This window comes from Geodermatophilus sp. YIM 151500 (genome assembly GCF_025716945.1).
Taxonomy (GTDB): domain Bacteria; phylum Actinomycetota; class Actinomycetes; order Mycobacteriales; family Geodermatophilaceae; genus YIM-151500.
Genome location: NZ_JAOVZT010000023.1, coordinates 1 through 21,187 on the forward strand (window position 1 = coordinate 1; position 21,187 = coordinate 21,187).

Below are 21,187 nucleotides of genomic sequence, written 5' to 3' on the forward strand. Positions count from 1 at the left end.
CGCGAGGAAGAGGCACCACCCGACCTGCACGCCGGCTGACAGCGACACCGCCCACGACGCGCTCACCCGATCCACCGTCGTTCACCACGAACAGATCTCCACGGGACCCTGGGTTCGGGTCGTCGGTGGCGGAGCGGTTCGTCGGCCGGGCTCAGCGATCAGCGGCCTCGCTGGCGATCAGCGGCCTCGCTGGCGTCGACGGCATCGAGGTGGGCCTCCAGCGCGTCACCGAGGGGAGCCAGCACGGCACTAGGCAGCGCGTGCCCCATGCCCGGCACCTGAACCCGGTGCGCGGAGCCGATCGCCCGCTGGAGGAACTCGGCGTTCGGCGGCGGGTAGGCAGGGTCGGCAGGCGCCTCGACGACGAGCACCGGCGTGGTCACCGCGGCGAGCTCGGCGCCGCGCTCGAGCCCCTCGGTGCCCGCCCGGGCGTGCGCGGTGGCCGAACTGGCATCCGGCGGCCCGCCGTGGGAGATCACCCGCTGTTCCAGCTCTCGGAACTCGGCGGCATCGAAGGACACCTGGCCACCGTTCAGCACGCGCCAGTGCTCCACCCGCCACTCGAGCTCGGCGGCCGCATCGCGCGGCTCGCCGAGGGTCGCCCACAGCGCGAGCAGCTCCTCCGACGGTCCGGGCAGCTCCCCTCCGCCGGGAGCCCCGGGCAGGGCGCCGGTGCAGAACAGCGTCGCGGAGAGCAGACGGGCAGGGTGGTCGAGCAGCAGCAGCTGCACCAGGTAGCCGCCCATCGACATCCCCACGGCGTGCGCCCGGTCGATGCCGAGGGCATCGAGCACGGCAACGGCATCGCCGGCCAGATCGCGCAGCGCGTAGGGCCGCTCGTCGAACGCCCGGGTCGAGCGGCCGGTGTCGCGGTGGTCCCACACGACCACGCGGTGGCGGCGCCCCAGCCGCGCCACCAGCGCCTCCGGCCAGACGACCCCGGCCGAGGCCGCACCCATGACGAGCAGCACCGGGCTCCCCGTGGGGTCACCGCTCTCGCGCACCCAGAGCTCGTAGCCACCGTCGACCCGGACGAGGTGCTCCGCAGACGCGGCGGGGCTGCCCGGGTGGTGTTCCGCAGACATCAGCCCATCCTCGCTCCACACCGCAACCTCGCTCACGCCGCGGAACTCCTGGTCCCCCCGACCACGCCGGAGCGGGCTCCGTCCGTCGTGGCCCACCGGTGGGACGCTCCGAGGCCGGAGCCGGGCCAGACCGCTTCCAGCGACTCGATGACCTCGACCGCGGGCTGCGATGCGGCCCCGACGGTCGTCGACCGGCACGGTCGCGGTGACCGGGCGTCGACCACGTCGGCCACGAGGGCGGTGACGTTGTCCGACGCCCCTCCGTCCAGAGCCGCCCGGACGAGGTCGTGGGCCGTACCGGCCGGGGTCGCGGGGACGGCGAGCAGCTGCTCCAGACGGTCCGCCGGGACGACGTCCGACAGGCCGTCGGAGCACAGCAGCAGGCGGTCACCCGCTCGTGCCTCCAGAGCGGTCACCTGGAGCCGGTCCAGATCGGCGGCCTCTCCTCGGAGCGCGGCGTAGATCCGCGACCGATGTGGGTGCACCGCCGCCTCGGCGGCGGTGATGCCGCCACCGTCCACGAGTGCCTGGACGAACGACTGGTCCACCGTCACCTGGGCCAGCCGGCCCGCGCGCAGGAGGTAGAGGCGGGAATCCCCGATGTGCGCCACCGCCAGGCCGGACTCCTCGGCGAGCACCGCCACCAGGGTCGTGGCCATGGCCCTCAGACGGGGCCACGCGTCCCGCGCGGCGGCGATGCGCGCGTTGGCCCCGGCGACCACCTCGCGCAGCAGCGGCAGGCCCGGCCGCGCTCCGGGCGCCACCCGGTCCAGGGGTGCCAGCCAGCCGGCCACCAGGGCCGACGCCGTGCCGCCTCCCGCACTGCCGCCGACCCCGTCGGCGACGGCGAGCAGCCGCGGGCCGGCCACCGCGGAGTCCTGGTTCTCCGGGCGCGGGCCGGTGCCGGTGTGCACCGCCGCGTCGAACACGAGCAGCGGCCCTCCGGTCGTCGGACGTCGCGATCGATCACCGATCGTGGGCGCCACCGGGCACCTGTCCACGGCGGTCACGTGGACGGGCCGAGGTCGGCAGCGCCGAAGGGGACGTCGAAGCGATCGCACCAGACGACGACGCTCGTGAAGGCGGTCGTGTCGACACCGCCGGGCACGATGTAGTTCTGGTCGCCGACGTTGCCCTTCAGCGTCCCCAGGTCGACGTGGTCGGCCGCGAAGGCCGAGGCCTCACCCTGCGCGGAGTTCCCCGACAGCCAGACGACCAGGGCGGGGCCGTTGGACGTCGCGAAGTCCTCGAACCGGACGACCACGCGACCGTCGGACAGGCGGAGGACCCGAGCGCTGCCCACGGTCCGGTGCCCCCGGGACACGAAGCCGCCCGAGGCGATCTCCACCGGCTGTGCTGCCGCCGCGGTGGCCCCACCGGGGACCGGCGATCCCGATCCCGGGGCGGCCGTCGGCACACCCTCGTCGACCCGGCGGTCGTACAAGAGCGTCTGCGGCTGGAACCAGACCAGCACCACCGCGGCGACGACCACCAGGACGCCTGCGCCGGCCAGGACGGCCCTCCTCCGCCGCACCCTGACGCGCGCGTCGGACGGCCCTGATCGGGCAGCACGTCCTCGGCCACGGTCGAGCGGCCCCGTCGTCCGGGTCATGCCCTGTCCCCCTCCGGAGTCCCCGCCGCGCCACCGGTCCCGCTCGACCGTCCCTCCGGGCTGCGCGGACGGCGCCCGGACCGAGGTCCGCCGTCCGGCCGGGACGCGACGCACCCAGCGGCGAGCCCGACGGCGGTCATGCGGCGCGCGCGATGTCGCTCGCCGGGACACCGCGTGCGGCGGCGTACGCGTAAGGATGCGCGTAGGCGTAGCCGGCCCGAGCGCCCTCGACGTCCACCTGGAGGCAGCCGCCGGAACTCCAGTTCCAGACGACGACCACCGCGCTGCCCGTCCCCCGGTCCCAGAACAGCGTCACCTCGACGGCCCCCTGCTCGCGGCGGGCCAGTTCGAGGAGCCGGGATCGCTCGCACGTACGGCTCGACATGGTCCTCACTCCTGGCTCCTCGACCGGCAGGCGATGGGTGACCGGAGCCCGCTCGGTGGATCCACCTCCCGCGGGACCGCGGTGCACACATCCCATCGGTCCCCCTCGTGCCGCTCGTGTTACGCGCCCGGACGCCGCGGTGCTCCAGGACGCGGGCCGGCGGCCGTGAAACGTCCGCCGCCACTCCGGGACAGCCCGTCCAGGAGCCCGCCGCGCGAGCGGGCACGGCGACGTGAGGAGATGTCGTGGGAGGTCTCGGGAGCAGCGGCACCGGCCACGGTGCGCCGGCGATGCGCCTGCGGTCGGGCGCGCGGTGAACGTCCTCCCGACGGATGCGTTCATCGCGGCGGACACGGCGTTCACCGCGGTGACCGGCGCCCGTCCCGCGCTGTCCCGCCTGGTCCGCTGGAACGCGCACGAGGGTCCGACGTACCTGCCGGCGGAGGACGCCCTGTACGTCACGACCGTGCCAGGGGGCCGGCCACCGCGTGCGCAGGTCGTCCGGATCGCCCTGGACGGCGACGGCCCCGACCTCGATCCCGAGCGCGTCACCGTCGTGCCCGGCGACGTCGTCATGCCCAACGGCATGACCGGCTGGGGGACGACGCTCCTGGTGTGCGAACAGGGAGGGCTCGAGTCCCCGGCCCGGCTGTCGCGGCTGGACCCGGTCACCGGGGCCACGACGACGGTGGTCGACACCTGCGGCTCCCGGCCGTTGAACTCACCCAACGACGTCGTCGTGCGCCGCGACGGCACGATCTGGTTCACCGACCCGTCGTACGGGCACCTGCAGGGCTTCCGCCCGGCCCCCGAGCTGCCCGACGCCCTGTACCGGTTCGACCCGGCCACCGGCCGGCTGCGGATGGTCGCGGACGACTTCGACAAGCCCAACGGGCTGGTCTTCTCCCCCGACGGGACGGTGCTGTACGTCGCCGACAGCGGGGCGGTCCACGCGCCGGACGACCACTCCCCCGACCGACCGCACCACGTCTACGCCCACGACGTCGTCGGCGGCGACGCCCTGGGCTCCCGCCGGGTCGTGGACGTGACGACCGCGGGCACCCCGGACGGGCTCGCCGTCGACGAGGACGGCCGGCTCTACGTCTGCAGCGCCGACGGGATCCGGGTGCTGACCCCCGACGGGGCGCTGCTCGGCCGCATCGCCGTCCCCGGCGGGGCGGTGAACCTCACCTTCGGCGGTCGCGACCGCGACCGCTTGTTCATCACTGCCGACACGGCCGTCTGGGTGGCCGTGCTGAACACGAGAGGAGCGTGACCGCCATGACCGCGGTCCGCACGCGGAAGGTCCTCGACGGCGGCGGCGTGGACGCGGTCCTCGGGGCCGCGGAGAAGCACGCCACCGAGCACGGCCACCGGGTGGTCATCGCGATCGTCGACGCCTCGGGGCGGTTGCTCGCCCTGCGGCGGACCGAGGGCAGCCAGGTGGCCAGCGACCAGGTGGCGATCGACAAGGCGCGCACTGCCGCGATCTTCGTCCGCCCCAGCCGGGAGATCGAGCGGCAGGTGACCGACGGGCGGCTGGGCGCGCTGGCGCTGCACGGCGCGCGGGCGCTGACGGGCGGTGTACCCCTGGCGGTCGACGGCCAGGTGGTCGGCGCGATCGGGACCAGCGGCGAGACCCCGGACGAGGACGAGGCGGTCTCCCTGGCCGGCGCGGCCGCGCAGTTCAGCACCCGGGAGGTGCCGGCGCTGGGCTACGCCGCCGCGCAGGTGGCGGTCCAGGCCGTCGCCGCTGCGGCCGCGGCCCGCGGTGTGGCACCGGTCGCCGCAGCGGTCGACGCCGGCGGTGACCTCGTGTACGTCTGGCGGCCCGACGCGGCGCAGGTGGCCAGCGTCGGCGTGGCCACGGACAAGGCGCGCACCGCGGCGATCTACCGACGGCCCAGCCGGGACTTCGAGCTGCAGGCCTCGGGTGGCCGGCCGTCGGCCCTGCACTTGGCCGGCGCCGTGCCGCTGCAGGGCGGCATTCCGATCGAGGTGGACGGTCACGTCGTCGGCGCGGTCGGCGTGAGCGGTGCGTCCTCGGCCGACGAGGACCAGGAGCTGGCCGAGATCGGTGCCGACGCCGGTCGGCGGGCGGCCTCGGGCGCCAGCGATCGGGACGCCGTCCACGTCCCCGCCCGGGAGGTCGAGGAGCGGTTCCGGCTGGGCGGGCTCCTGGTCGACGCCGAGGGCTACAAGGTCGACGCGGGTCGGCGCACCGGCCCGGGCGCGGCCGAGTACCACGCCGCCGTCGTCGACGTCATGCGGGTGGTGCGGGGCCGGGCCGCGGTGGTCACGGGCGGCACCCTGCACGCCGCGCGGGAGGTCGCCCCGGGCGAGCTGCGCGCCGAGTCCATCGACGGCGGCACAGCCTACGAGCTCGGCGAGGGCGACGTGCTGGTGGTCCCGGCCGGCGTGCCGCACCAGTTCGTCGACGTCTCCGATCCCTTCCTGTACTTCGTCACGAAGGTGGTGGCGTAGCGATGGGAGCGGTCACGGCGCCCCGGCCGGCCGGGAACCTCCCGACGCCGTCGCAGCTGCTGCCCGGCGCCCCGACCGCGGTGGTCGACCTGCAGACCGACGAGGGCGCCGCGCTGGTCGGGGCGACCTGGCGGTACAGCGACGCCCGGGTCGAGGAGATCGACTTCGTCGAGGTCGGCTCGCCGGCCGATCCCCTCGGACCCGGCGACGTGCCGAACCGGACCTTCGACGTGCTGCCGCACGCCGAGGCGGCCGACTTCGACGACTCGGACTGGCGGGTGCTGTCGCCCCGCGACACCCAGCTGCGCCTGGCCGGCGGAAGGGTCTGCTTCAACTGGTACCGGCTGAGCGTGACGCTGCCCGAGCGCGTCGGGGATCTCGACCCGACCGGGTGCACCGTCGTCCTCGAGGTCGTCGTCGACGACTACGCCGAGGTGTGGGTCGACGGCCGGCTGCCGGTCGCCCTCGGCGACGTCGGCGGTCAGGTGGTGGCGGGCTTCAACGCACCCAACCGGGTCCTGCTCACCGACGACGCCCGGCCGGGACGGACGTTCCGGATCGCCGTCTTCGGCGGCAACGGCCCCATCTCCGCGTCCCCTCGCAACTACATCTGGCTGCGCGGTGCCACGCTGGACATCTACCGCCCGGACCAGGCCCGGCGGACGGAGCCGGTCGAGCTCCGGGTCACCCGGGCGGACACCGGCCTGGACGCCGTCCTGGAGCCGGGGACCCCGCTCGAGCGGGTCGCCGGAGGGTTCGAGTTCACCGAGGGGCCGGTCTGGACGGCCGACGGCGCCCTGCTGTTCAGCTCGCCGAACACCAACACGATCTACCGGTGGACCGCGCGGGGCGCGGTGACGGTGTTCCGCTCGCACGCCGGCTACGCCGGCACCGACATCGGCCGCTTCGCCCAGCCAGGCTCGAACGGTCTGGCCCTCGACCCGCAGGGGCGGCTGACCATCTGCCAGCACGGCAACCGGCGCGTGCTGCGGGTGGAGCCGCACGGCGACACGACCGTGCTGGCCGACCGGTACCAGGGCAAGCAGCTGAACAGCCCGAACGACCTCGTGTACCGCTCGGACGGCACCCTGTTCTTCACCGATCCGCCGTTCGGGCTGCCGGGCGGCTCCGACGACCCGAAGAAGGAACTGCCGTTCAGCGGTGTCTTCGCGGTCCGGGACGGGGTCGTGCGCCTCGCCGCGGACGGGTTGTCCGGGCCGAACGGGATCGCCCTGTCACCGGACGAGCGGCACCTGTACGTCGGCGACTGGGACCCGGCCCACAAGGTGGTCGTGCGGTACGACGTGGCGGCGGACGGCTCGCTGTCCGGCGGCCGGGTCCTCTTCGACATGACCGGCGCGGACGGCGAGGACGCGGTCGACGGCATCAAGGTCGACCGGGACGGGAACTTGTACGTGTGCGGGCCGTCCGGGATCTGGATCCTGACCGCCGACGGCCGGCACCTGGGCACGCTGCACCTGCCCGAGAGCCCGCACAACCTCGCCTGGGGCGACGCGGACGGCCGCGGCCTCTACATCACAGCGCTCACCAGCATCTACCGCGTCCGCACGAAGGTTGCGGGCGTCCGGGTCGTCGTGGAGGAGGACCGATGAGCAAGGGGCTGGACGTCGGGGCGGTGCTGCCGGACTTCGAGCTGCCGGACGAGAACGGGACGAGGTGGCGGTTGTCGCAGTTGCAGGGCTCCGACGCCATGGTGCTGCAACTCGGCCGCGGCGAGCACTGCCCCCGGGAGCGGGCGCACCACCGGGAGCTGCTCAAGCTCCAGGAGGTCGTCCCGGTGGCCTTCACGACCCTGGTGACCGTGCTGCCCAACGACCTGCACGACACGCACAAGATGAAGATCGCCACCGGCGCGTGGTGGACCTTCCTGTCCGACGGCGACCTGGAGGTCCAGCGCACCCTGCAGATCGACGAGTACACCGACCCGCACCACGCGGCGACCGTGCCGCACACGCTGGTGCTGGCGCCGGGTCTGGTCGTCGAGCGCGTCTACTGCGGGTACTGGTTCTGGGGGCGGCCGTCCGCCGACCAGCTGTGGCAGGACCTGCGGGACCTGTTCCGGCGGACCAAGGCGGACTTCGACCCCACGACCGACGAGGCGCGCGCGGCCTGGCGCCGGGCCCGGGCCGCCTGAGCACCCGGGCGTCCGGGGCTGCCATGTCGGACGTCTGGACCCTCGGGGTGCCCGCGGACGAGAAGATCCTCCGCACGATCGTCGTCTACGCCGCGCTGGCCCTCCTGCTGCGGGTCGCGGGCAAGCGGAACCTCGCCCAGCTGAACTCGTTCGACCTCGTCGTCGTGCTGCTGCTCTCCACCGTCGTCCAGGACGCGCTGGTCGGGCCGGACGTCAGCGTGACCGGCGGGCTGCTGGCGGCCGCGGTGCTCCTCGCCACCAACGCGGTGGTCGTCCGGGTGGTCGCCCGCTCCGAACGGGCGGTCCGCCTGTTCGAGGGCGAGGACGTCCCGCTGATCAGGGACGGCCGGTTCCTCGACCGGTTCCTCCGGCGGGAAGGGCTGCGGCGGGCGGACGTCGAGGCCGCGTTGCGGGCGCAGGGCGCCGACGGTGCCGGTGACGTCGCCGAGGCCAGCCTGAGTCCCGGCGGCAGCATCGTCGTCTGGCTGAAACCGACGCGGATGTCGGCGACCCGGGCGGACATCGACGACGTCCACCGGCGGCTCGACGCCATCCAGCAGCTGGTCGAGGACCTCGGCCCGGGGGTCGGCCGGCGCGTCACCCCGCAGCCACGGGGCCCCGCTCCCGCCGGGTGACCGTCGGCGCCGCGTCCGGCATCGTTCGCCCTGAAGGCGGCTATAGCGGCAGGGTCCGCCCTCCGAGGCGGCCCGCTGCTCGCGTGGCTGGCGACTGACAGCCGGTCATGCGCGACAGACTTGGGGCGGATGATCGCGACGGTGACCCGCAACCGACGTGCCACTGCCTTTCGACCGTCCGAGCGCACGATCGCTCAGTCGTAGCAGGGCGCGTAACGCCCCGCCCGCTCGTCGTGCTGCACTTGCTGGCCGAAAATGATCAGAGGTCACTAGGCCGACCTCGAGTTGCGCCACCGCCGCCGGGCCCGCGCCGAGGACCGGATCCGCTGCGCGAAGGACACCGGCCTGGCCAACCTGCCGCTGCACGACTTCGCGCAGAACCAGATCTAGTGCGCCGTCGTCGCGCTCACCGCCGACCTGGTCGCCCGGATGCAGACCCTCGCGCTCACCGAGCATCCGGCCCGCCGGTGGGAGCCCAAGCGGCTGCGCCTGCGACTGCTCTCGATCGCCGGCCGACTGGCGGTCAGCGGCCGCCGCCTGCTGCACCTGGCCTCCACCGCCCCTTTACCCAACTCGTCCTGGACCCGCTCGACACCTGGCGAAGCTGACCGCGGCCCCACCGGTCGACACCGGCTGACTGCTGCACGTCCTGACCCGACGACCCGAGGAGGCCGGCCCCATGGAACCCGGCGCCCGCCAGAGCGACCTCGGGCGAACCGTCACACCCTCATGCCAGTCTCACGCCCACGCGGAATAAGAACCCGACGACGGGCAACATGATCATGACCGCGAGAGATCCGGTCCAAGTAAGGAGTGCTCGCAGGATCGCGCGGGCGCTAGACGTGAAGGTCCGCTGTTGGTCGCGGCGGTCAGGTTCGGACGAACCGGTAGACCTGGTCGATCCAGGGGATCTCGTAGTCCTCCCGGGCGTCGGTGTGCTGGGTGACCCGGAGCAGATCCGCAGCCGCGGGAACAATGACGCGGTGATCACGTCCCTCGACGAAGTAGTCCACCGCCAATTGGAAGCTGTGCAAGCCCTTCTGCGTCACGAAGCCGATCGTGAGGGTCTCGGTGAGATGCGGTTCGACCGAGAAAGTCATGGTCGAAAAGGCAGGCGGTCGACCGCTTAGGTCACCTCCGAGGAACAGTTCGGAGAAGTCGGACTCGACCGGATACGGCGGGCTCGCCTCCAAGTCGACGGCGAGAACGGTGTTGGCGTTGCCCCCGGCACTGTCCGTCGAATAGCTTGCGCCGGAGAGGGCTGCGGCGCGCCGGTGGTTGACGAGTCGAACGTTTCGAACGACCGCGGCTGCATTCCCCGGGCGGGACAGGTGGAGGTTCACCACGAGCGGCGACGCGACGACGCATCCGCGGGTGACGAGCCAGTCGATCGCCGGACCGGTGAACTCGCCGTCCGGACCCGCGAAGCTGTCCGGTTGGTCGGACAGGTCGAGGGGTTCACCGGCGTAGAAGGTCCATCCACCCTGCGGTGACCAGAAGATCTCGGGGAAGACCTCCAGGTCGGAAGAGGCTATCGCGGGGCCTACGCGCTCGAGGGCGAAGGTCGTCACGCCGGTCGTCACGACACCGGCTGCCACGCCGATCCCAGCGGCGAAGAGATCGCGTCGGGAAAGACCCCTTTCCCGTTGCTCTCCCGGGTCGGGCGTGTGGGGCGTCCGTTCACCCCGTCGTTCCCGCCGCCCGGCGACCACGGGCGACGAGAGCGGGCGCTGCTGACGGGCTTCGCTTCTCATGGCCCTCACTGCTGACACAGGTTCGTCAAGCGCCCTGGTCTACGAAGAACCCTATCGCCGGTCGGCACACCGGCTCTGACCAAGGCTGGTCCCCCTCGTCGTGGAGACATCGATCTTAAGACGCTCTCCCCGCGAGCTCGCCCTGAGTGGCCGCTTAGGGACGATCCGAGACGGCTGCCCCGCGCCGCATCGGCGGAGCGGATGTCGGCGGTCGCGGTACTACCCGTGCCGCGGCTGCGAACCTTCGCCCGGTCAGTGTGGTGACCTGAAGGTGTCTGAAGCCATCGACCACCGGCGAGAGGCCCGTGCCCGCGCCTTCATCTTCCCCGTCCGTCCTGCTCGACGCGGTCATCGAGGCCGGCCGGCCGCCCGCTCCGTTGGACGCGGCCGAGTCGATCAGCCTGCTGCAGGCGCTGTCGGCCGTGCCCGATCCACGTAAGGCCCGGGGCCGTCGTCACAGTCTGCGATCGGTGCTGTTGCTCGCGGTCGGCGCCGTGCTGGCCGGCGCCCGCTCGTATGCGGCAATCGCCCCGTGGGCGGCGCAGGCCGAGCAGACGCTGGCCGTCTGCGCTCGGCGCCGCACGCGACCACGTTCGGCCGGGTACTCGCCGCGGTCGACCCGACCGCCCTGCAGCCGGCGCTGACCAGCTGGGTCACCGCCCGCCGGGCGGGCCACCGCTGCCGCCGCGAGCACGCCAACCAGGCGCGATCCCGCGGCGAGGACCGGATCGTGCTGGCCGTCGACGGCAAGACGTTGCGCGGCGCCCGCGGACCGTCGGCCTCGGCCGAACCGACTCCCGCTCGATCAAGGTCATCGACCTGGACGGCACGCCGGAGGCCCGGCTGTTCCCGCACGGCGCCCGGGCCATCAAGGTCGTGCGCCGGCGCCGCCGCGCCGGCCAGGCGAAGCCGTCGGTGAAGATCGTCTACGCGATCACCTCCCTGAGCCACCGCGACGCCGACCCGCGGCTGCTGGCCGGCTGGATTCGCTCGCACTGGACGATCGAGAACTGCCTGCACTGGGTCCGCGATGTCACCGAGGGTGAGGACAACTATCGCGTCCGCACCGGCCACGGACCACAGGTCATGGCAGCCCTGCGCAACACCGCGATCAACATCATCCGGCTGCGCGGCGAGACCAACATCGCCGCCGCTCACCGCACCTTCAGCTACCGACCAGCCGACGTCCTCGACGCCCTCACCACAGCCTGACGGGTGCCTCGACCGGCACCCCGAGCAGGACATGCACGACAATGCACGAGCCCTGCCTGTCCACCGGCCGCGATGACCGGGTCGGCCGATGGGCGGCGGCAAACAACGTCGAGATCGCCTACACCCCGTTCACGGCTCCTGGCTCAACCGCATCGAGCCGCAGTTCACCGCGCTGCGCTACTCCACCGTCGACGGCACCGACCACCAGACCCACCGTGAGCAGGCCAGCATGATCCGCCGCTACATCGCCTGGCGAAGCCGGCACACCACGGATCCCAAGCTCCGGAAGGTGACCAAGCGCGCCTCAGCCATCACCAGGGCGAAGGTTGCCTGACCCGGCACAAGGTCTGCGGCACGACGTCGGACGACTCCACCTCCAGCAGTTCCAGGCCCAGATCGCGGATGCGGTCCAGCACGCCGTAGAGCGCGGCGGAGTCGGTGCACACCCCGGACAGGGCGGTCCGTCCCTCCTCGACGCCGGCGAGGCGCAACGGCTCGAAGGCCGCGGCGAGGCGGTCGGTGAGCACACCGCCGACAGTGATCCGGTAGAACCGCTCGGCCATGCTGCCAGGGTGCCCCGGGGCGACGGAGGAGACATCCGCGGCGCCCGCATCTCACCCGGGTGAGATCGCCGGTGGGGGGAGGTCGCCGCCTCCGGGCTGCAGGAGGCTGACCACCAGCCGGCCCGGGGAGGGATCATGCCTTCGCTCACCGACCAGGCGCTGCTCCTGGACGAGGGCACCGCCGACGAGGACTTCCGCGACCGTGATCCCGCGCGCTCCCTCGCCGCCGCGACGTCGGACGCCGAACTGCTCGCCCGGCTCCGCGCCGGCGACACCGCCGCCTTCGCCGCGGTCGTCGACGCGTGGTCGCCCGTGATGCTCTCCGTGGCCCGCCGCTACGTCCACGACCGGCAGGCGGCGGAGGACGTGGTCCAGGACGCCTGGCTGGGGGTCCTCAGCGGGATCGCACGGTTCGAGGGGCGTTCCTCCGTGCGCAGCTGGGTGTTCTCCATCCTGATCAACCGGGCGAAGAGCCGCTGGTCGCGGGATGCGCGCGTCGAGTGCTCCGCCGACCCGACGGGCGGCGAACCGGACGGACCGACGGTCGACCCGTCCCGGTTCCAGGGCCCGGACGGCGCGTACCCCGGGCACTGGACCTCGACCGGCGCGCCACGGCCCTGGGAGCAGCCCGAGCGCCGGCTGCTCGACCGGGAGGTCGGCGGGCTGCTGGGCCGGGCCCTGGCCGAGCTGCCCGAACGGCAGCGCATCGTCGTCCAGATGCGCGACGTGCACGGCATGTCCGCCGAGGAGACCTGCGCGGCGCTGCAGCTGTCACCGGGCAACCAGCGCGTCCTGCTGCACCGCGGGCGTGCCGCACTCCGGGCGCTGCTCGAGGACTACTACCGCGGCTGATGCGTGGTCCATCCTGACGACCGCCACGGGGGACGCCTCGACGAGCCCGGGAGCGCCCATGGAGGACCTGGCGGGACAGGCCGTGCTGGTGACCGGGGCGGCGTCCGGGATCGGCCGGTCCAGCGCGGTGGCGTTCGCCCGCGCCGGTGCCTCGGTCGCGCTCCTCGACGTCGACGGCGAGGGCCTCGCCGCGACCGCCGAGCTGGTCCGCGCCTCGGGTTCCGCGGCGGAGGTAATCGTCGCCGACGTCGCCGACGTCGACGCCGTGGCGCGCGCCGTGCGGGACACCGTGGAGCGGTTCGGCAGGCTGGACGCCGCGCACAACAACGCGGGCGTGGCGGGCCCCTTCGTGCCCCTGGACGAGTACCCGCCCGACGAGTTCCTGCGGGTCCTGCAGGTCGACCTGCTCGGCGTGTGGCACTGCATGCGCGCGGAGATCGCGCACATGCGCCGTCAGGGCAGGGGCGCCATCGTGAACACGTCCTCCATGCTCGGGGACGCGGCGATGCCGGACAACGGCGCGTACGTCGCCGCCAAGCACGGGGTGAACGGGCTGACCCGGGCCGCCGCCGTCGAGCTGGCCGGGGCCGGCATCCGGGTCAACGCCGTGGCGCCGGGTGTCACCAGGACGGCGATGACCTCGGCGGTCAGCGCCGAGCTGCTGCAGCGCGTCCCGCTGTCCCGGATCGCCGAACCGGAGGAGATCGCCGCGGCAGCGGTGTGGCTCTGCTCGCCGGGGGCCAGCTACATCACCGGCGCCATCCTGGTCGCCGACGGCGGATGGCTCGCCGGGTGACGGCGCGGGAGCCGCGGGTCCTGGACGGAGGACGTCCGACACCCGGACGGGTCGTCACAGCAGGCCGAGCGACCGGGCGCGCAGCACCGCGTCGTCGCGGGACTCCGCGCCCAGCTTGCGGTAGATCGCCCGCAGGTGCGTCTTCATCGTGTTGGGGCTGACGAACAGCGAGCCGGCCATCTCCCGCTGCGACAGGGTCGTCGGGAGCAGCGAGAGGATGGCGAGCTCGCGCTCGGTCAGCCGCTCCACCACCTCCCCGGCCGCCGGACGGACCGCCCGCTGCGTGCGCTGCTCGCGGCCCACCCAGTCCCGGACGGTCGGCCCCGGATCGGCGCAGTCGCGGAGCACCGCGGCGGCCGCGCCGAGCCAGCGCGCGGCGTCCTGCCCCGTGTCCCGCCCGGCGCGGCGGGCCGCCTCGGCCGCGGTGACGAACGCGGCCGCCTGCTCCACCCGTCCGGCGCCCCGGCCGGCGAGCTCGGCGGCCGCACCGGCGTGGACGACGGCGTCCTCCCACCGACCCCGCTGCAGGGCCAGCCGCGCCGCGGCGAGGGACGGGAACATGGCCACGAAGTGGGCGTCGACGAGCGCGTCCGCCACGACGGCGTCGGCCTGGCCGAGCACCGCCTCCGCCGACCGCAGGTCGCCGGCCAGGACCGCCACCAGCGCCTGGGCGCCGAGGGCGTAGATCTGGGCCAGCCGGTTGTCGGTGTCCTCGGCCTGGCCGGCCGCCCGGCGCAGCCGCTCGGCCGCCCGCCCCAGGTCGCCGAGCCAGAGCGCGCAGACACCGCCGACCAGGTGCTGCACGGTGACGAGGAAGGGATCGGCTGGTCGGCCGGGCACGGCACCGAGCTGCTCCGCGGCCCCAGGCACGTCGCCGGTCTTGAAGGCGTGCAGGGCCCTGAGCACCCCGACGTGCGCGTCGTCGGCTGCAGCGCGTTCGGCGGCGGCGAGCGCCGCACCGGCCTCGGCGAGCCGCCCGCGGTCCATGTGCAGCCAGACCCGGGCGACCGTGAGCCGGGCGTCGGCGGCGACCTGCGCCGGCGGCAGGGCGTCCAGCCAGCCCTGCACCGTCTGCAGGTGGCCGAGGTTGAACTGGGACCGCCACCCCTGGCCGATCAGCTCACCGGCGAGACGGAAGTCCCCGGAGGCGAGGGCGTGCCCGATCGCCTCACCGACCTCGCCGTGGTCGCGGAACCATTCGGCGGCCCGCCGGTGGAGCGCGGCCGGCGTCGCGAGCCCGGCGCGGTCCAGCTCGTACCGCAGAAGGTCGCGGAACAGCTGGTGGTAGCGGAACCAGGTGCCCTCGTCGTCGAGGGGGGTGAGGAACAGCCCGGCGCGCTGGATGTCGTCGAGGTGCCGGACGGCGTCGTCGCGGCCGGTCACCGCGTCCGCCAGGGGCGCGCACAGCCGCGGCAGCACCGACGTCTCCAGGAGGAACCGGCGCAGCGGCGAGGGCAGCGAGTCGAGCACCTCCTCGCCGACGTAGTCGACGACGTGCCGGTCGGCGCCCGTGAACCGGTCGATGAAGTCGACGCGGGACTGCCGGTCCGGGCGGTCGGCCAGGCGCAGGGCCGCGAGCTGCAGCCCGGCGGCCCACCCCTCCGTCCGGTCGACCAGCCGCGCCACCTCCCCGGCCGAGAGCTCGGGCACCGCGGCACGGTGCAGCAGGCGGGCGGCCTCCTCGGCCGTGAAGCGCAGCTGCTCGGCGCGGACCTCGACCAGGTGGCCGGCCACGCGCAGCCGGCTCAGCGACAGTGGCGGATCCGTCCGGGAGGTGACGACCAGGTGCAGCGCGCTCGGCGCGTGGTCGAGCAGGGCGGCCATCGACCGGTGCACCGGCGGGCTGCGCACGAGGTGGTAGTCGTCCAGGACCAGCAGCAGATCGCCCCCGGCGTCGGCGAGCTCGTTGACGAGCACGGGGAGGACGTCGCGCTCCACGTCGGTCCCGGCCGCGTCCAGCTGGCGCAGCGCCGTCGAGCCGATGCGGGCGTCGGCCTGCTGGACGGCCAGGAGGAGGTAGCGCCAGAAGCGCGTCACGTCGTCGTCGGCGGCGTCCAGCGAGACCCAGCCGCTCGGGACGCCGGCGTCCCGCAGCCACTGGGCGACCAGCGTGCTCTTCCCCCAGCCGGCCGGGGCCACCACCACGGTCAGCCGCGCGTCCAGCGCCCGGGCGAGCCTGCTGTAGAGCCGCGGCCGCTCGATCGCGCGCGTCCCCAGCGCGGGGACGAAGAGCTTGGTGGCGATCACGGGACCGTCGGCGGCGGCTCCGCGCGGCACCGCGAGCAGCACCCGGCCGCCCCGCGTCCGGGACGCGGGCGTCTCCGCCACCGACGAGAGCCTCATGGGCCTGTCCCGCTCCTCCCGCGCACGCCGCTGCGGACGCCTCCGTCGGGTCGGGCACCAGCCTGGCAGGCGGGCGGCCGGCTGCGGTAGGGCTCTTCGGCGGCGGAGACGGATCCCCGGCGCGACGCCGCCGGGAACGCCGGCCGGGAACGCCAGCCGGGTTTCCCGGCGCGACGCGGTGCCCGATGTAACGCAACGGTCGGGCAGCGGGACCACGGGGCATGACGATGGCCGAACCGCAGGCGCTCGTGGCCACGCGGACGAGCTGGCACCGGGTGGCCGAGCACGTCCTCGCCGCGGGTCAGTTCGCCGCCGCCGGCACCATCCGCCTCCGGCCCCGTCCGGGCGGCTTCGCCACCGCGGTAGGGGTGGGTGACCGGCAGCTCGCCGTCGTGGGCGACGAGCTGCAGGTGATCCGCGCCGGCTCGACCCGGTCCCAGCGGCTGACCACGGTGGGCGACGCCGCCCGCTTCGCCGGCGTGGAGCCCGGCCTGAGCGGCAGCTACGCCCCCGCCACCGGCGCCGATCCCGACGCCCCGCTGCAGGTGGACCCCGCCGCGGCCCGCACGCTCGCGGACTGGTTCGCCCTCGGGGACGACGCGCTGCGCCGCCTGGCCGACGACCTCGGCGCACCTCAGGACCCGGTGCTCTGGCCCGAGCACTTCGACGTCGGGGTCACCGTGGACGGCGTCAACTACGGCTGCTCGCCCGGCGACGCGGCGCTGCCCGACCCCTACCTCTACGTGGGCCCGCACGACGGTCCCCCGACCCGCGACGACTTCTGGAACGCCCCCTTCGGCGCCGCCCTGACCGCAGACCGCGTCCGCTCGGTCGACGACGCCCTCTCCTTCTTCCACTCCGGACGCGACCGCCTCGAGGGGAGCAGGACGTGAAGGGTCTGCGCGGCAAGAAGGCGCTGGTCACGGGTGGGAGCTCGGGCATCGGCCAGGCGATCGCCATCCGGCTGGGCCAGGAGGGCGTCGACGTCGCCATCAACTACGTCGGCCGCCCGGAGGGCGCCGAGGCGACCCGGGAGGCCATCGAGCACGGCGTGCAGATCTGCATGAAGGAGATGTCGGCCGCCGGCACCCGGCCGGTGCTGGTCGCCGCCGACGTGTCGCAGGAGGACCAGGTCGCGGCCATGTTCGCCCAGGTGCTGGAGGAGTACGGGCGCATCGACTACCTGGTGAACAACGCCGGCATCCAGGTCGCCGCCGACACCGACCAGCTCGCGGTCGCCGACTTCGACCGGGTCCTCGCCGTCAACCTCCGCGGCGCCTTCCTGTGCGCGCAGCAGGCGATCCGGCACTGGCTGGCCGGGTCCGCGCCGGGTGTGATCGTGAACGTCTCCAGCGTGCACCAGGAGATCCCCAAGCCTCGGTTCGTGGGCTACTCGGTGTCCAAGGGCGGCATGCAGAACCTCACCCGCTCGCTGGCCCTGGAGTACGCCGCCCGCGGCATCCGCGCCAACGGCATCGGGCCCGGCGCGACGGTCACCCCGATCAACCGCTCGTGGATCGACGACCCCGTCAAGCGGCGGATGGTCGAGAGCCACATCCCCATGCGCCGGGCCGGCGACGCGGAGGAGATGGCCGCCGTCACCGCCTTCCTCTGCTCCGACGAGGCCGCCTACATCACCGGGCAGACCCTGTTCGTCGACGGCGGGCTCACCCTCTACCCGTCGTTCGAGACCACCTGGTCGTCGGAGTGACCGGGATGGTCCGCCACGAGGGCCGCCGGCCGTGACCGGCGTCCGCACCGACCGGCCATCCGTCGCGGAGCGGACGGCCGGCTGGTTCCCGTCCCGTTGGGGCCCGGACGACCAGGCCGGCGCACTCAACGAGATCACCCCGGCAGGGGTGCTGGCCGCGGTCTCGCTGGTGCGCAGCGGCCGCGTGTTCGACCTCGCGCACGTGCTGCACGCCGACGTCCCGGCGTTCCCGGGCCGCACGTTCCGGTCGTACCTGACGACGAACTCCCACTTCGTCAACCGCCGTCGGCCGGACGGCGGCCCGGAGGGCTGGGGCCGCAACGCGGTCAACTGGGTGGTCGAGCAGATCACCGCCACCCAGCAGATGGGCACCCACCTGGACGCGCTCAACCACCTCCAGGCCGGCGACCGCACCTACAACGGCCACCGGCTGGCCGACATCGCCGAGGACTGGGGCACCAACCGGCTCGGCGTCGAGACCCTGCCGCAGATCGTCACCCGCGGCCTGCTGCTCGACGTCGCCGCGGTGCGCGGGGTCGACCGGCTGGAGCCGGGCGACGTCGTCAGGGTCGCCGACGCCGAGGCCGCCCTGGTGGGCCGGGCGCTTCGCCCCGGTGACGCGGTGCTGTTCCACACCGGCTGGGGCCGGTGGTGGGGCGTGGACGACGACCGCTACTCCGCGGGCGAGCCCGGGCCCGGTCGCGACCTGGCCGACTGGCTGGCCGGGCACCGCGTGGCCCTGACCGGCTGCGACACGTGGAGCTACGGGCCGGTGCCACCCGAGGACCCCGACGAGCCGTTCGTCGTCCCGCAGACGCTCAACGTCCGGCACGGCGTCGTCGTGCTGGAGAACCTGCGGCTGGCCGAGGCCGCCGCCGCCGGGCTGCACGAGTTCCTGCTCGTCGTCAGCCACGCCAAGCTGCGCGGCGCCACGGGCTCGTGGGTGACGCCGCTCGCGATCACCTGACAGCGCGAGGAGAGGCACATGACCGAGCACGCCGACGTCATCGTCATCGGCTCCGGAGCCGGCGGCGGGGCCGTCACCTGGGCCCTGGCGCCCACGGGGAAGAAGATCCTGCTGCTGGAACGGGGTGACTGGCTCCCCCGGGAGATCCAGAACTGGGACCCGCAGGCGCTGTGGGCCGACAAGCGCTACCACAACAGCGGGAAGTGGACCGACGGCGCCGACGGCCGGCAGTTCTCGCCCAAGCAGCACTACTACGTCGGGGGCAACACCAAGTTCTACGGCGCGATCCTCTACCGCTTCCGGGAGCGCGACTTCGGCGCCGTCCGGCACGTGGACGGCGTCTCCCCCGCCTGGCCGATCTCCTACGCGGACCTCGCGCCGTACTACGACCGCGCCGAGCAGCTGTACCAGGTGCACGGCACGCGGGGTGAGGACCCCGACGAGCCGCCGGCGACCGGTCCCTACCCGTGGCCGGCGATCAGCGACGAACCGCGGATCGCGCAGCTGCGCGCCGACCTGACGGCCGCGGGCCTGCACCCGTTCTCCCTGCCGAACGGCATCCTGCTCGACGAGGCCCGGCCCCACCTGTCGGCCTGCATCCGCTGCGCGACCTGCGACGGGTTCCCCTGCCTGGTCAACGGCAAGGCCGACGCGCAGGTCATGACGGTGGAGCCCGCGCTGCGGCACCCCGACGTCACCCTGCGCACCCGGGCCCGCGTCGTCCGCCTGGAGACCGATCCCTCCGGGCGCAGCGTGTCCCGCGTCGTCGTCGACCGGGACGGCGTGCGCGAGGAGTACACCGCCGACGTTGTCGTCCTGGCGGCCGGCGCGATCAACTCCGCCGCCCTGCTGCTCGCGTCGGCGGACGAGCGCCACCCGGCCGGCCTGGGCAACGGCTCCGGCCACGTCGGCCGCCACCTGATGCTGCACAACAACTCGGGGCTGGTCGCGTTCTCCAAGACCCCCAACCCGACGCGTTTCCAGAAGACGATCGGGGTCAACGACTTCTACTGGTCCGACCCCTTCGACCCGGACTGGGAGTACCCGGTCGGCTCGATCCAGATGAACGGCAAGAGCGACGCCGTCCTCATCGGCTTCGACGTCCCCGACGCGCGGGACCCGGCCGACCTCGCCCGGCACTCCATCGACTTCTGGCTCACGACCGAGGACCTACCGCTCGACGAGAACCGGGTCACGCTCGGCCCGGACGGCTCGATCGTGCTGCACTACACCCGCACCAACGCCGCCGAGGTCAGCCGCCTGCGAATGCGGCTGCAAGGTCTGCTCGACGGCCTCCGCTGCGAGCAGGACGTGTACGAGAACCGGCAGTACGCCGGGGGCCAGCTCGGCATCGGCGGCGTCGCGCACCAGAACGGCACCGTCCGGTTCGGCCCGGACCCGGCCACGGCGCCGCTCGACCTGGACTGCCGGATGCACGAGGTCGACAACCTCTACGTCGCCGACGCCAGCTTCTTCGTCTCCAGCACGGCGGTGAACCCGACCCTGACCATCATCGCCAACGCCCTGCGGGTGGCCGACGTGATCGCCGACCGGCTCGGCGTCCGGACCGCGGCCGCGGCCACCGATCTGCCCGCGCCGAGGCGGCCGGACCTGGTCGGCGGCCCGGTCGGCTGACCCTCCCCATCCGAAGAACCGACTCCGTGCTGCCGGGGGCCGATCAGGCCCCGGCAGCACGTGAACGTGCGCCGTCGGCCCGCGACGGCCGGCTCGGAGGGTGCCCGGCTCGCAGGCCGCATGGCGGCCGGGTCAGAGGTCGAGGGTGACCGCGGCCGTGGGCCGCGCGCAGCAGACCAGCACCAGCTCGCCGCCGGGCGGCTCGAGCGGCTCGGGCTCGTAGTCGACCGCACCGTCGACCAGGGAGGTCTCGCAGCTGTGGCAGACACCGGTGCGGCACGACCAGCGCACCGGGACGTCGCACGCCTCCGCCAGCTCCAGCAGGTTGCCCCACCGCGACGGATCGAAGCCCGTGGTCACACCGGCCCGCGCGAAGGTCACCGGCGGTCCGCCGGCCGCCGGCGGAGACGGCGGGTGGGCCGACCGGGACGGCGGGTGGGCCGACCGGCCGGCCGTGCCACCCGCCGCTGCCGATCCGAAGGACTCGACGTGGACGGCGGTCGCCGGCAGCCCCAGCGCGTCGAGCATCCCCCGCACGCCCGCGGCGAACCCGTCCGGCCCGCAGACGTACGCGGAGAAGGCGGCATCCACGCCGAGATCGGCGAGGGCCTCCAGGGTGAGCCGGCCGGCGGCGTCCCCCCGCGTCGCGGCGTCCGCCGCCGTGTAGCGCAGGTGCCGCACGGCCGCGGGCATCCGGGCGAGCGCGGCGTCGGCCTCGGCGGCGAGGGAGTGCTCGGCCGGTGAGCGGGCCACGTGCACCCAGACGATCCGGCGCTCGGGCCGGGTGGCGGCCTGGGCCAGCAGGCAGGACAGCAGCGGTGTCACGCCGATGCCGGCGCTGACCAGCACCGCCGGTTCCGCGGCGGACGGATCGAAGCCGAAGCCGCCCCGCGGCGCCGCCACCTCGACGGCCGCGCCGACGCGGAGGGCGTGCACCAGACCGCTCCCCCGGCCTTCCCGCTTCACCGAGATCCGCATGCGGGGGCCGGTCGGCGTGG

At 74.1% G+C, this 21,187-nt stretch carries 22 protein-coding genes and 1 pseudogene; 15 read left to right on the forward strand and 8 right to left on the reverse strand.

Going from position 1 to position 21,187, the window contains the following annotated elements:
- Nucleotides 1–158: 158 nt before the first annotated feature.
- The 4 genes from OF117_RS21535 to OF117_RS21550 all read right to left on the reverse strand — a co-directional run bounded on the left by OF117_RS21535 (nt 159) and on the right by OF117_RS21550 (nt 3,082).
- The gene (locus tag OF117_RS21535; RefSeq protein ID WP_263554910.1) at nt 159–1,121 is read right to left on the reverse strand and encodes an alpha/beta fold hydrolase; all 963 of its coding nucleotides are present in this window, start codon (nt 1,119–1,121) and stop codon (nt 159–161) included.
- Complete coding sequence (locus tag OF117_RS21540; protein WP_263554911.1) at nt 1,118–2,071, reverse strand: PP2C family protein-serine/threonine phosphatase; 954 nt, start codon at nt 2,069–2,071, stop codon at nt 1,118–1,120. The genes OF117_RS21535 and OF117_RS21540 overlap by 4 nt, the downstream gene beginning before the upstream one ends.
- Nucleotides 2,072–2,091: 20 nt before the next feature.
- Nucleotides 2,092–2,577: a DM13 domain-containing protein gene (locus OF117_RS21545; protein WP_263554912.1), complete on the reverse strand. Its 486-nt coding sequence runs from the start codon at nt 2,575–2,577 to the stop codon at nt 2,092–2,094.
- Nucleotides 2,578–2,833: 256 nt separating this feature from the next.
- Nucleotides 2,834–3,082 (reverse strand): hypothetical protein, encoded by a 249-nt coding sequence (locus tag OF117_RS21550; protein ID WP_263554913.1) that lies wholly within the window; start codon nt 3,080–3,082, stop codon nt 2,834–2,836.
- A gap of 313 nt (nt 3,083–3,395) precedes the next feature.
- On the opposite strand from OF117_RS21550, the gene OF117_RS21555 reads away from it, so the two are divergent.
- The 6 genes and pseudogenes from OF117_RS21555 to OF117_RS21580 all read left to right on the forward strand — a co-directional run.
- Nucleotides 3,396–4,358, forward strand: a complete 963-nt coding sequence (locus OF117_RS21555; RefSeq protein WP_263554914.1) for an SMP-30/gluconolactonase/LRE family protein — start codon at nt 3,396–3,398, stop codon at nt 4,356–4,358.
- Nucleotides 4,359–4,363: 5 nt separating this feature from the next.
- Nucleotides 4,364–5,566 (forward strand): heme-binding protein, encoded by a 1,203-nt coding sequence (locus OF117_RS21560; RefSeq protein ID WP_263554915.1) that lies wholly within the window; start codon nt 4,364–4,366, stop codon nt 5,564–5,566.
- Nucleotides 5,567–5,568: 2 nt separating this feature from the next.
- Entirely contained in the window at nt 5,569–7,179 is a 1,611-nt protein-coding gene (locus tag OF117_RS21565; protein ID WP_263554916.1) for an SMP-30/gluconolactonase/LRE family protein, read from the forward strand.
- Nucleotides 7,176–7,721, forward strand: coding sequence for a peroxiredoxin family protein (locus OF117_RS21570; RefSeq protein ID WP_263554917.1), 546 nt, complete (start codon nt 7,176–7,178; stop codon nt 7,719–7,721). The genes OF117_RS21565 and OF117_RS21570 overlap by 4 nt, the downstream gene beginning before the upstream one ends.
- A gap of 23 nt (nt 7,722–7,744) precedes the next feature.
- Nucleotides 7,745–8,356, forward strand: coding sequence for a YetF domain-containing protein (locus OF117_RS21575; RefSeq protein WP_263554918.1), 612 nt, complete (start codon nt 7,745–7,747; stop codon nt 8,354–8,356).
- A gap of 276 nt (nt 8,357–8,632) precedes the next feature.
- Nucleotides 8,633–8,920 (forward strand): annotated as a pseudogene (locus OF117_RS21580) (transposase); the annotation flags it as partial.
- Between the two features lie 305 nt (nt 8,921–9,225).
- Here the strand turns inward: OF117_RS21580 and OF117_RS21585 are convergent.
- Nucleotides 9,226–9,954, reverse strand: coding sequence for a hypothetical protein (locus tag OF117_RS21585; RefSeq protein WP_263554919.1), 729 nt, complete (start codon nt 9,952–9,954; stop codon nt 9,226–9,228).
- A 461-nt stretch (nt 9,955–10,415) separates the two neighbouring features.
- Here OF117_RS21585 and OF117_RS22320 point away from each other — a divergent pair, with 461 nt between their 5' ends.
- The 3 genes from OF117_RS22320 (at nt 10,416) to OF117_RS21595 (ending at nt 11,656) form a co-directional block, all read left to right on the forward strand.
- Entirely contained in the window at nt 10,416–10,754 is a 339-nt protein-coding gene (locus OF117_RS22320; RefSeq protein WP_411969474.1) for a transposase family protein, read from the forward strand.
- 64 nt (nt 10,755–10,818) lie between these two features.
- Nucleotides 10,819–11,322 carry an ISAs1 family transposase gene (locus OF117_RS21590; protein WP_411969475.1) on the forward strand — a complete coding sequence of 168 codons (504 nt, stop codon included), beginning with the start codon at nt 10,819–10,821 and terminating at the stop codon, nt 11,320–11,322.
- Nucleotides 11,323–11,410: 88 nt separating this feature from the next.
- Nucleotides 11,411–11,656, forward strand: coding sequence for a hypothetical protein (locus OF117_RS21595; protein ID WP_263554920.1), 246 nt, complete (start codon nt 11,411–11,413; stop codon nt 11,654–11,656).
- On the opposite strand, the gene OF117_RS21600 is transcribed toward OF117_RS21595, so the two are convergent.
- A complete protein-coding gene (locus OF117_RS21600) occupies nt 11,634–11,885 on the reverse strand; it encodes a hypothetical protein (protein WP_263554921.1) in 252 nt (83 codons plus the stop codon). The genes OF117_RS21595 and OF117_RS21600 overlap by 23 nt on opposite strands.
- A 135-nt stretch (nt 11,886–12,020) precedes the next feature.
- Here OF117_RS21600 and OF117_RS21605 point away from each other — a divergent pair, with 135 nt between their 5' ends.
- On the forward strand, nt 12,021–12,737 hold the full coding sequence (locus OF117_RS21605; protein WP_263554922.1) for an RNA polymerase sigma factor: 717 nt from the start codon (nt 12,021–12,023) through the stop codon (nt 12,735–12,737).
- A 58-nt stretch (nt 12,738–12,795) separates the two neighbouring features.
- Nucleotides 12,796–13,533 carry an SDR family NAD(P)-dependent oxidoreductase gene (locus OF117_RS21610; RefSeq protein ID WP_263554923.1) on the forward strand — a complete coding sequence of 246 codons (738 nt, stop codon included), beginning with the start codon at nt 12,796–12,798 and terminating at the stop codon, nt 13,531–13,533.
- Nucleotides 13,534–13,587: 54 nt separating this feature from the next.
- On the opposite strand, the gene OF117_RS21615 is transcribed toward OF117_RS21610, so the two are convergent.
- Nucleotides 13,588–15,876 (reverse strand): LuxR family transcriptional regulator, encoded by a 2,289-nt coding sequence (locus tag OF117_RS21615; RefSeq protein ID WP_263554924.1) that lies wholly within the window; start codon nt 15,874–15,876, stop codon nt 13,588–13,590.
- A gap of 221 nt (nt 15,877–16,097) precedes the next feature.
- On the opposite strand from OF117_RS21615, the gene OF117_RS21620 reads away from it, so the two are divergent.
- From OF117_RS21620 to OF117_RS21635, 4 genes are read left to right on the forward strand one after another with little or no spacing between them, the layout of a single operon-like run.
- Nucleotides 16,098–16,769 (forward strand): hypothetical protein, encoded by a 672-nt coding sequence (locus tag OF117_RS21620; protein ID WP_263554925.1) that lies wholly within the window; start codon nt 16,098–16,100, stop codon nt 16,767–16,769.
- Entirely contained in the window at nt 16,766–17,587 is an 822-nt protein-coding gene (locus OF117_RS21625) for a glucose 1-dehydrogenase (RefSeq protein WP_263554926.1), read from the forward strand. Before OF117_RS21620 ends, OF117_RS21625 begins: the two co-directional genes overlap by 4 nt.
- A 31-nt stretch (nt 17,588–17,618) precedes the next feature.
- Nucleotides 17,619–18,554, forward strand: coding sequence for a cyclase family protein (locus OF117_RS21630; protein ID WP_263554927.1), 936 nt, complete (start codon nt 17,619–17,621; stop codon nt 18,552–18,554).
- An 18-nt stretch (nt 18,555–18,572) separates the two neighbouring features.
- Nucleotides 18,573–20,189: a GMC oxidoreductase gene (locus OF117_RS21635; protein ID WP_263554928.1), complete on the forward strand. Its 1,617-nt coding sequence runs from the start codon at nt 18,573–18,575 to the stop codon at nt 20,187–20,189.
- 132 nt (nt 20,190–20,321) lie between these two features.
- Here OF117_RS21635 and OF117_RS22325 read toward each other — a convergent pair whose 3' ends face one another.
- Nucleotides 20,322–21,167: a 2Fe-2S iron-sulfur cluster-binding protein gene (locus OF117_RS22325; RefSeq protein WP_411969476.1), complete on the reverse strand. Its 846-nt coding sequence runs from the start codon at nt 21,165–21,167 to the stop codon at nt 20,322–20,324.
- Between the last annotated feature and the right edge of the window lie 20 nt (nt 21,168–21,187).

Excerpts from the sequence above, each read along its gene's own strand:
- OF117_RS21550 (WP_263554913.1), bottom strand. The coding sequence starts at position 3,082 with ATGTCGAGCCGTACGTGCGAGCGATCCCGGCTCCTCGAACTGGCCCGC.
- OF117_RS21560 (WP_263554915.1), top strand. The coding sequence starts at position 4,364 with ATGACCGCGGTCCGCACGCGGAAGGTCCTCGACGGCGGCGGCGTGGAC.
- OF117_RS21565 (WP_263554916.1), top strand. The coding sequence starts at position 5,569 with ATGGGAGCGGTCACGGCGCCCCGGCCGGCCGGGAACCTCCCGACGCCG.
- OF117_RS21570 (WP_263554917.1), top strand. The coding sequence starts at position 7,176 with ATGAGCAAGGGGCTGGACGTCGGGGCGGTGCTGCCGGACTTCGAGCTG.
- OF117_RS21575 (WP_263554918.1), top strand. The coding sequence starts at position 7,745 with ATGTCGGACGTCTGGACCCTCGGGGTGCCCGCGGACGAGAAGATCCTC.
- OF117_RS21595 (WP_263554920.1), top strand. The coding sequence starts at position 11,411 with ATGGGCGGCGGCAAACAACGTCGAGATCGCCTACACCCCGTTCACGGC.
- OF117_RS21600 (WP_263554921.1), bottom strand. The coding sequence starts at position 11,885 with ATGGCCGAGCGGTTCTACCGGATCACTGTCGGCGGTGTGCTCACCGAC.
- OF117_RS21605 (WP_263554922.1), top strand. The coding sequence starts at position 12,021 with ATGCCTTCGCTCACCGACCAGGCGCTGCTCCTGGACGAGGGCACCGCC.
- OF117_RS21610 (WP_263554923.1), top strand. The coding sequence starts at position 12,796 with ATGGAGGACCTGGCGGGACAGGCCGTGCTGGTGACCGGGGCGGCGTCC.
- OF117_RS21615 (WP_263554924.1), bottom strand. The coding sequence starts at position 15,876 with ATGAGGCTCTCGTCGGTGGCGGAGACGCCCGCGTCCCGGACGCGGGGC.
- OF117_RS21620 (WP_263554925.1), top strand. The coding sequence starts at position 16,098 with ATGACGATGGCCGAACCGCAGGCGCTCGTGGCCACGCGGACGAGCTGG.
- OF117_RS21635 (WP_263554928.1), top strand. The coding sequence starts at position 18,573 with ATGACCGAGCACGCCGACGTCATCGTCATCGGCTCCGGAGCCGGCGGC.
- OF117_RS22325 (WP_411969476.1), bottom strand. The coding sequence starts at position 21,167 with ATGCGGATCTCGGTGAAGCGGGAAGGCCGGGGGAGCGGTCTGGTGCAC.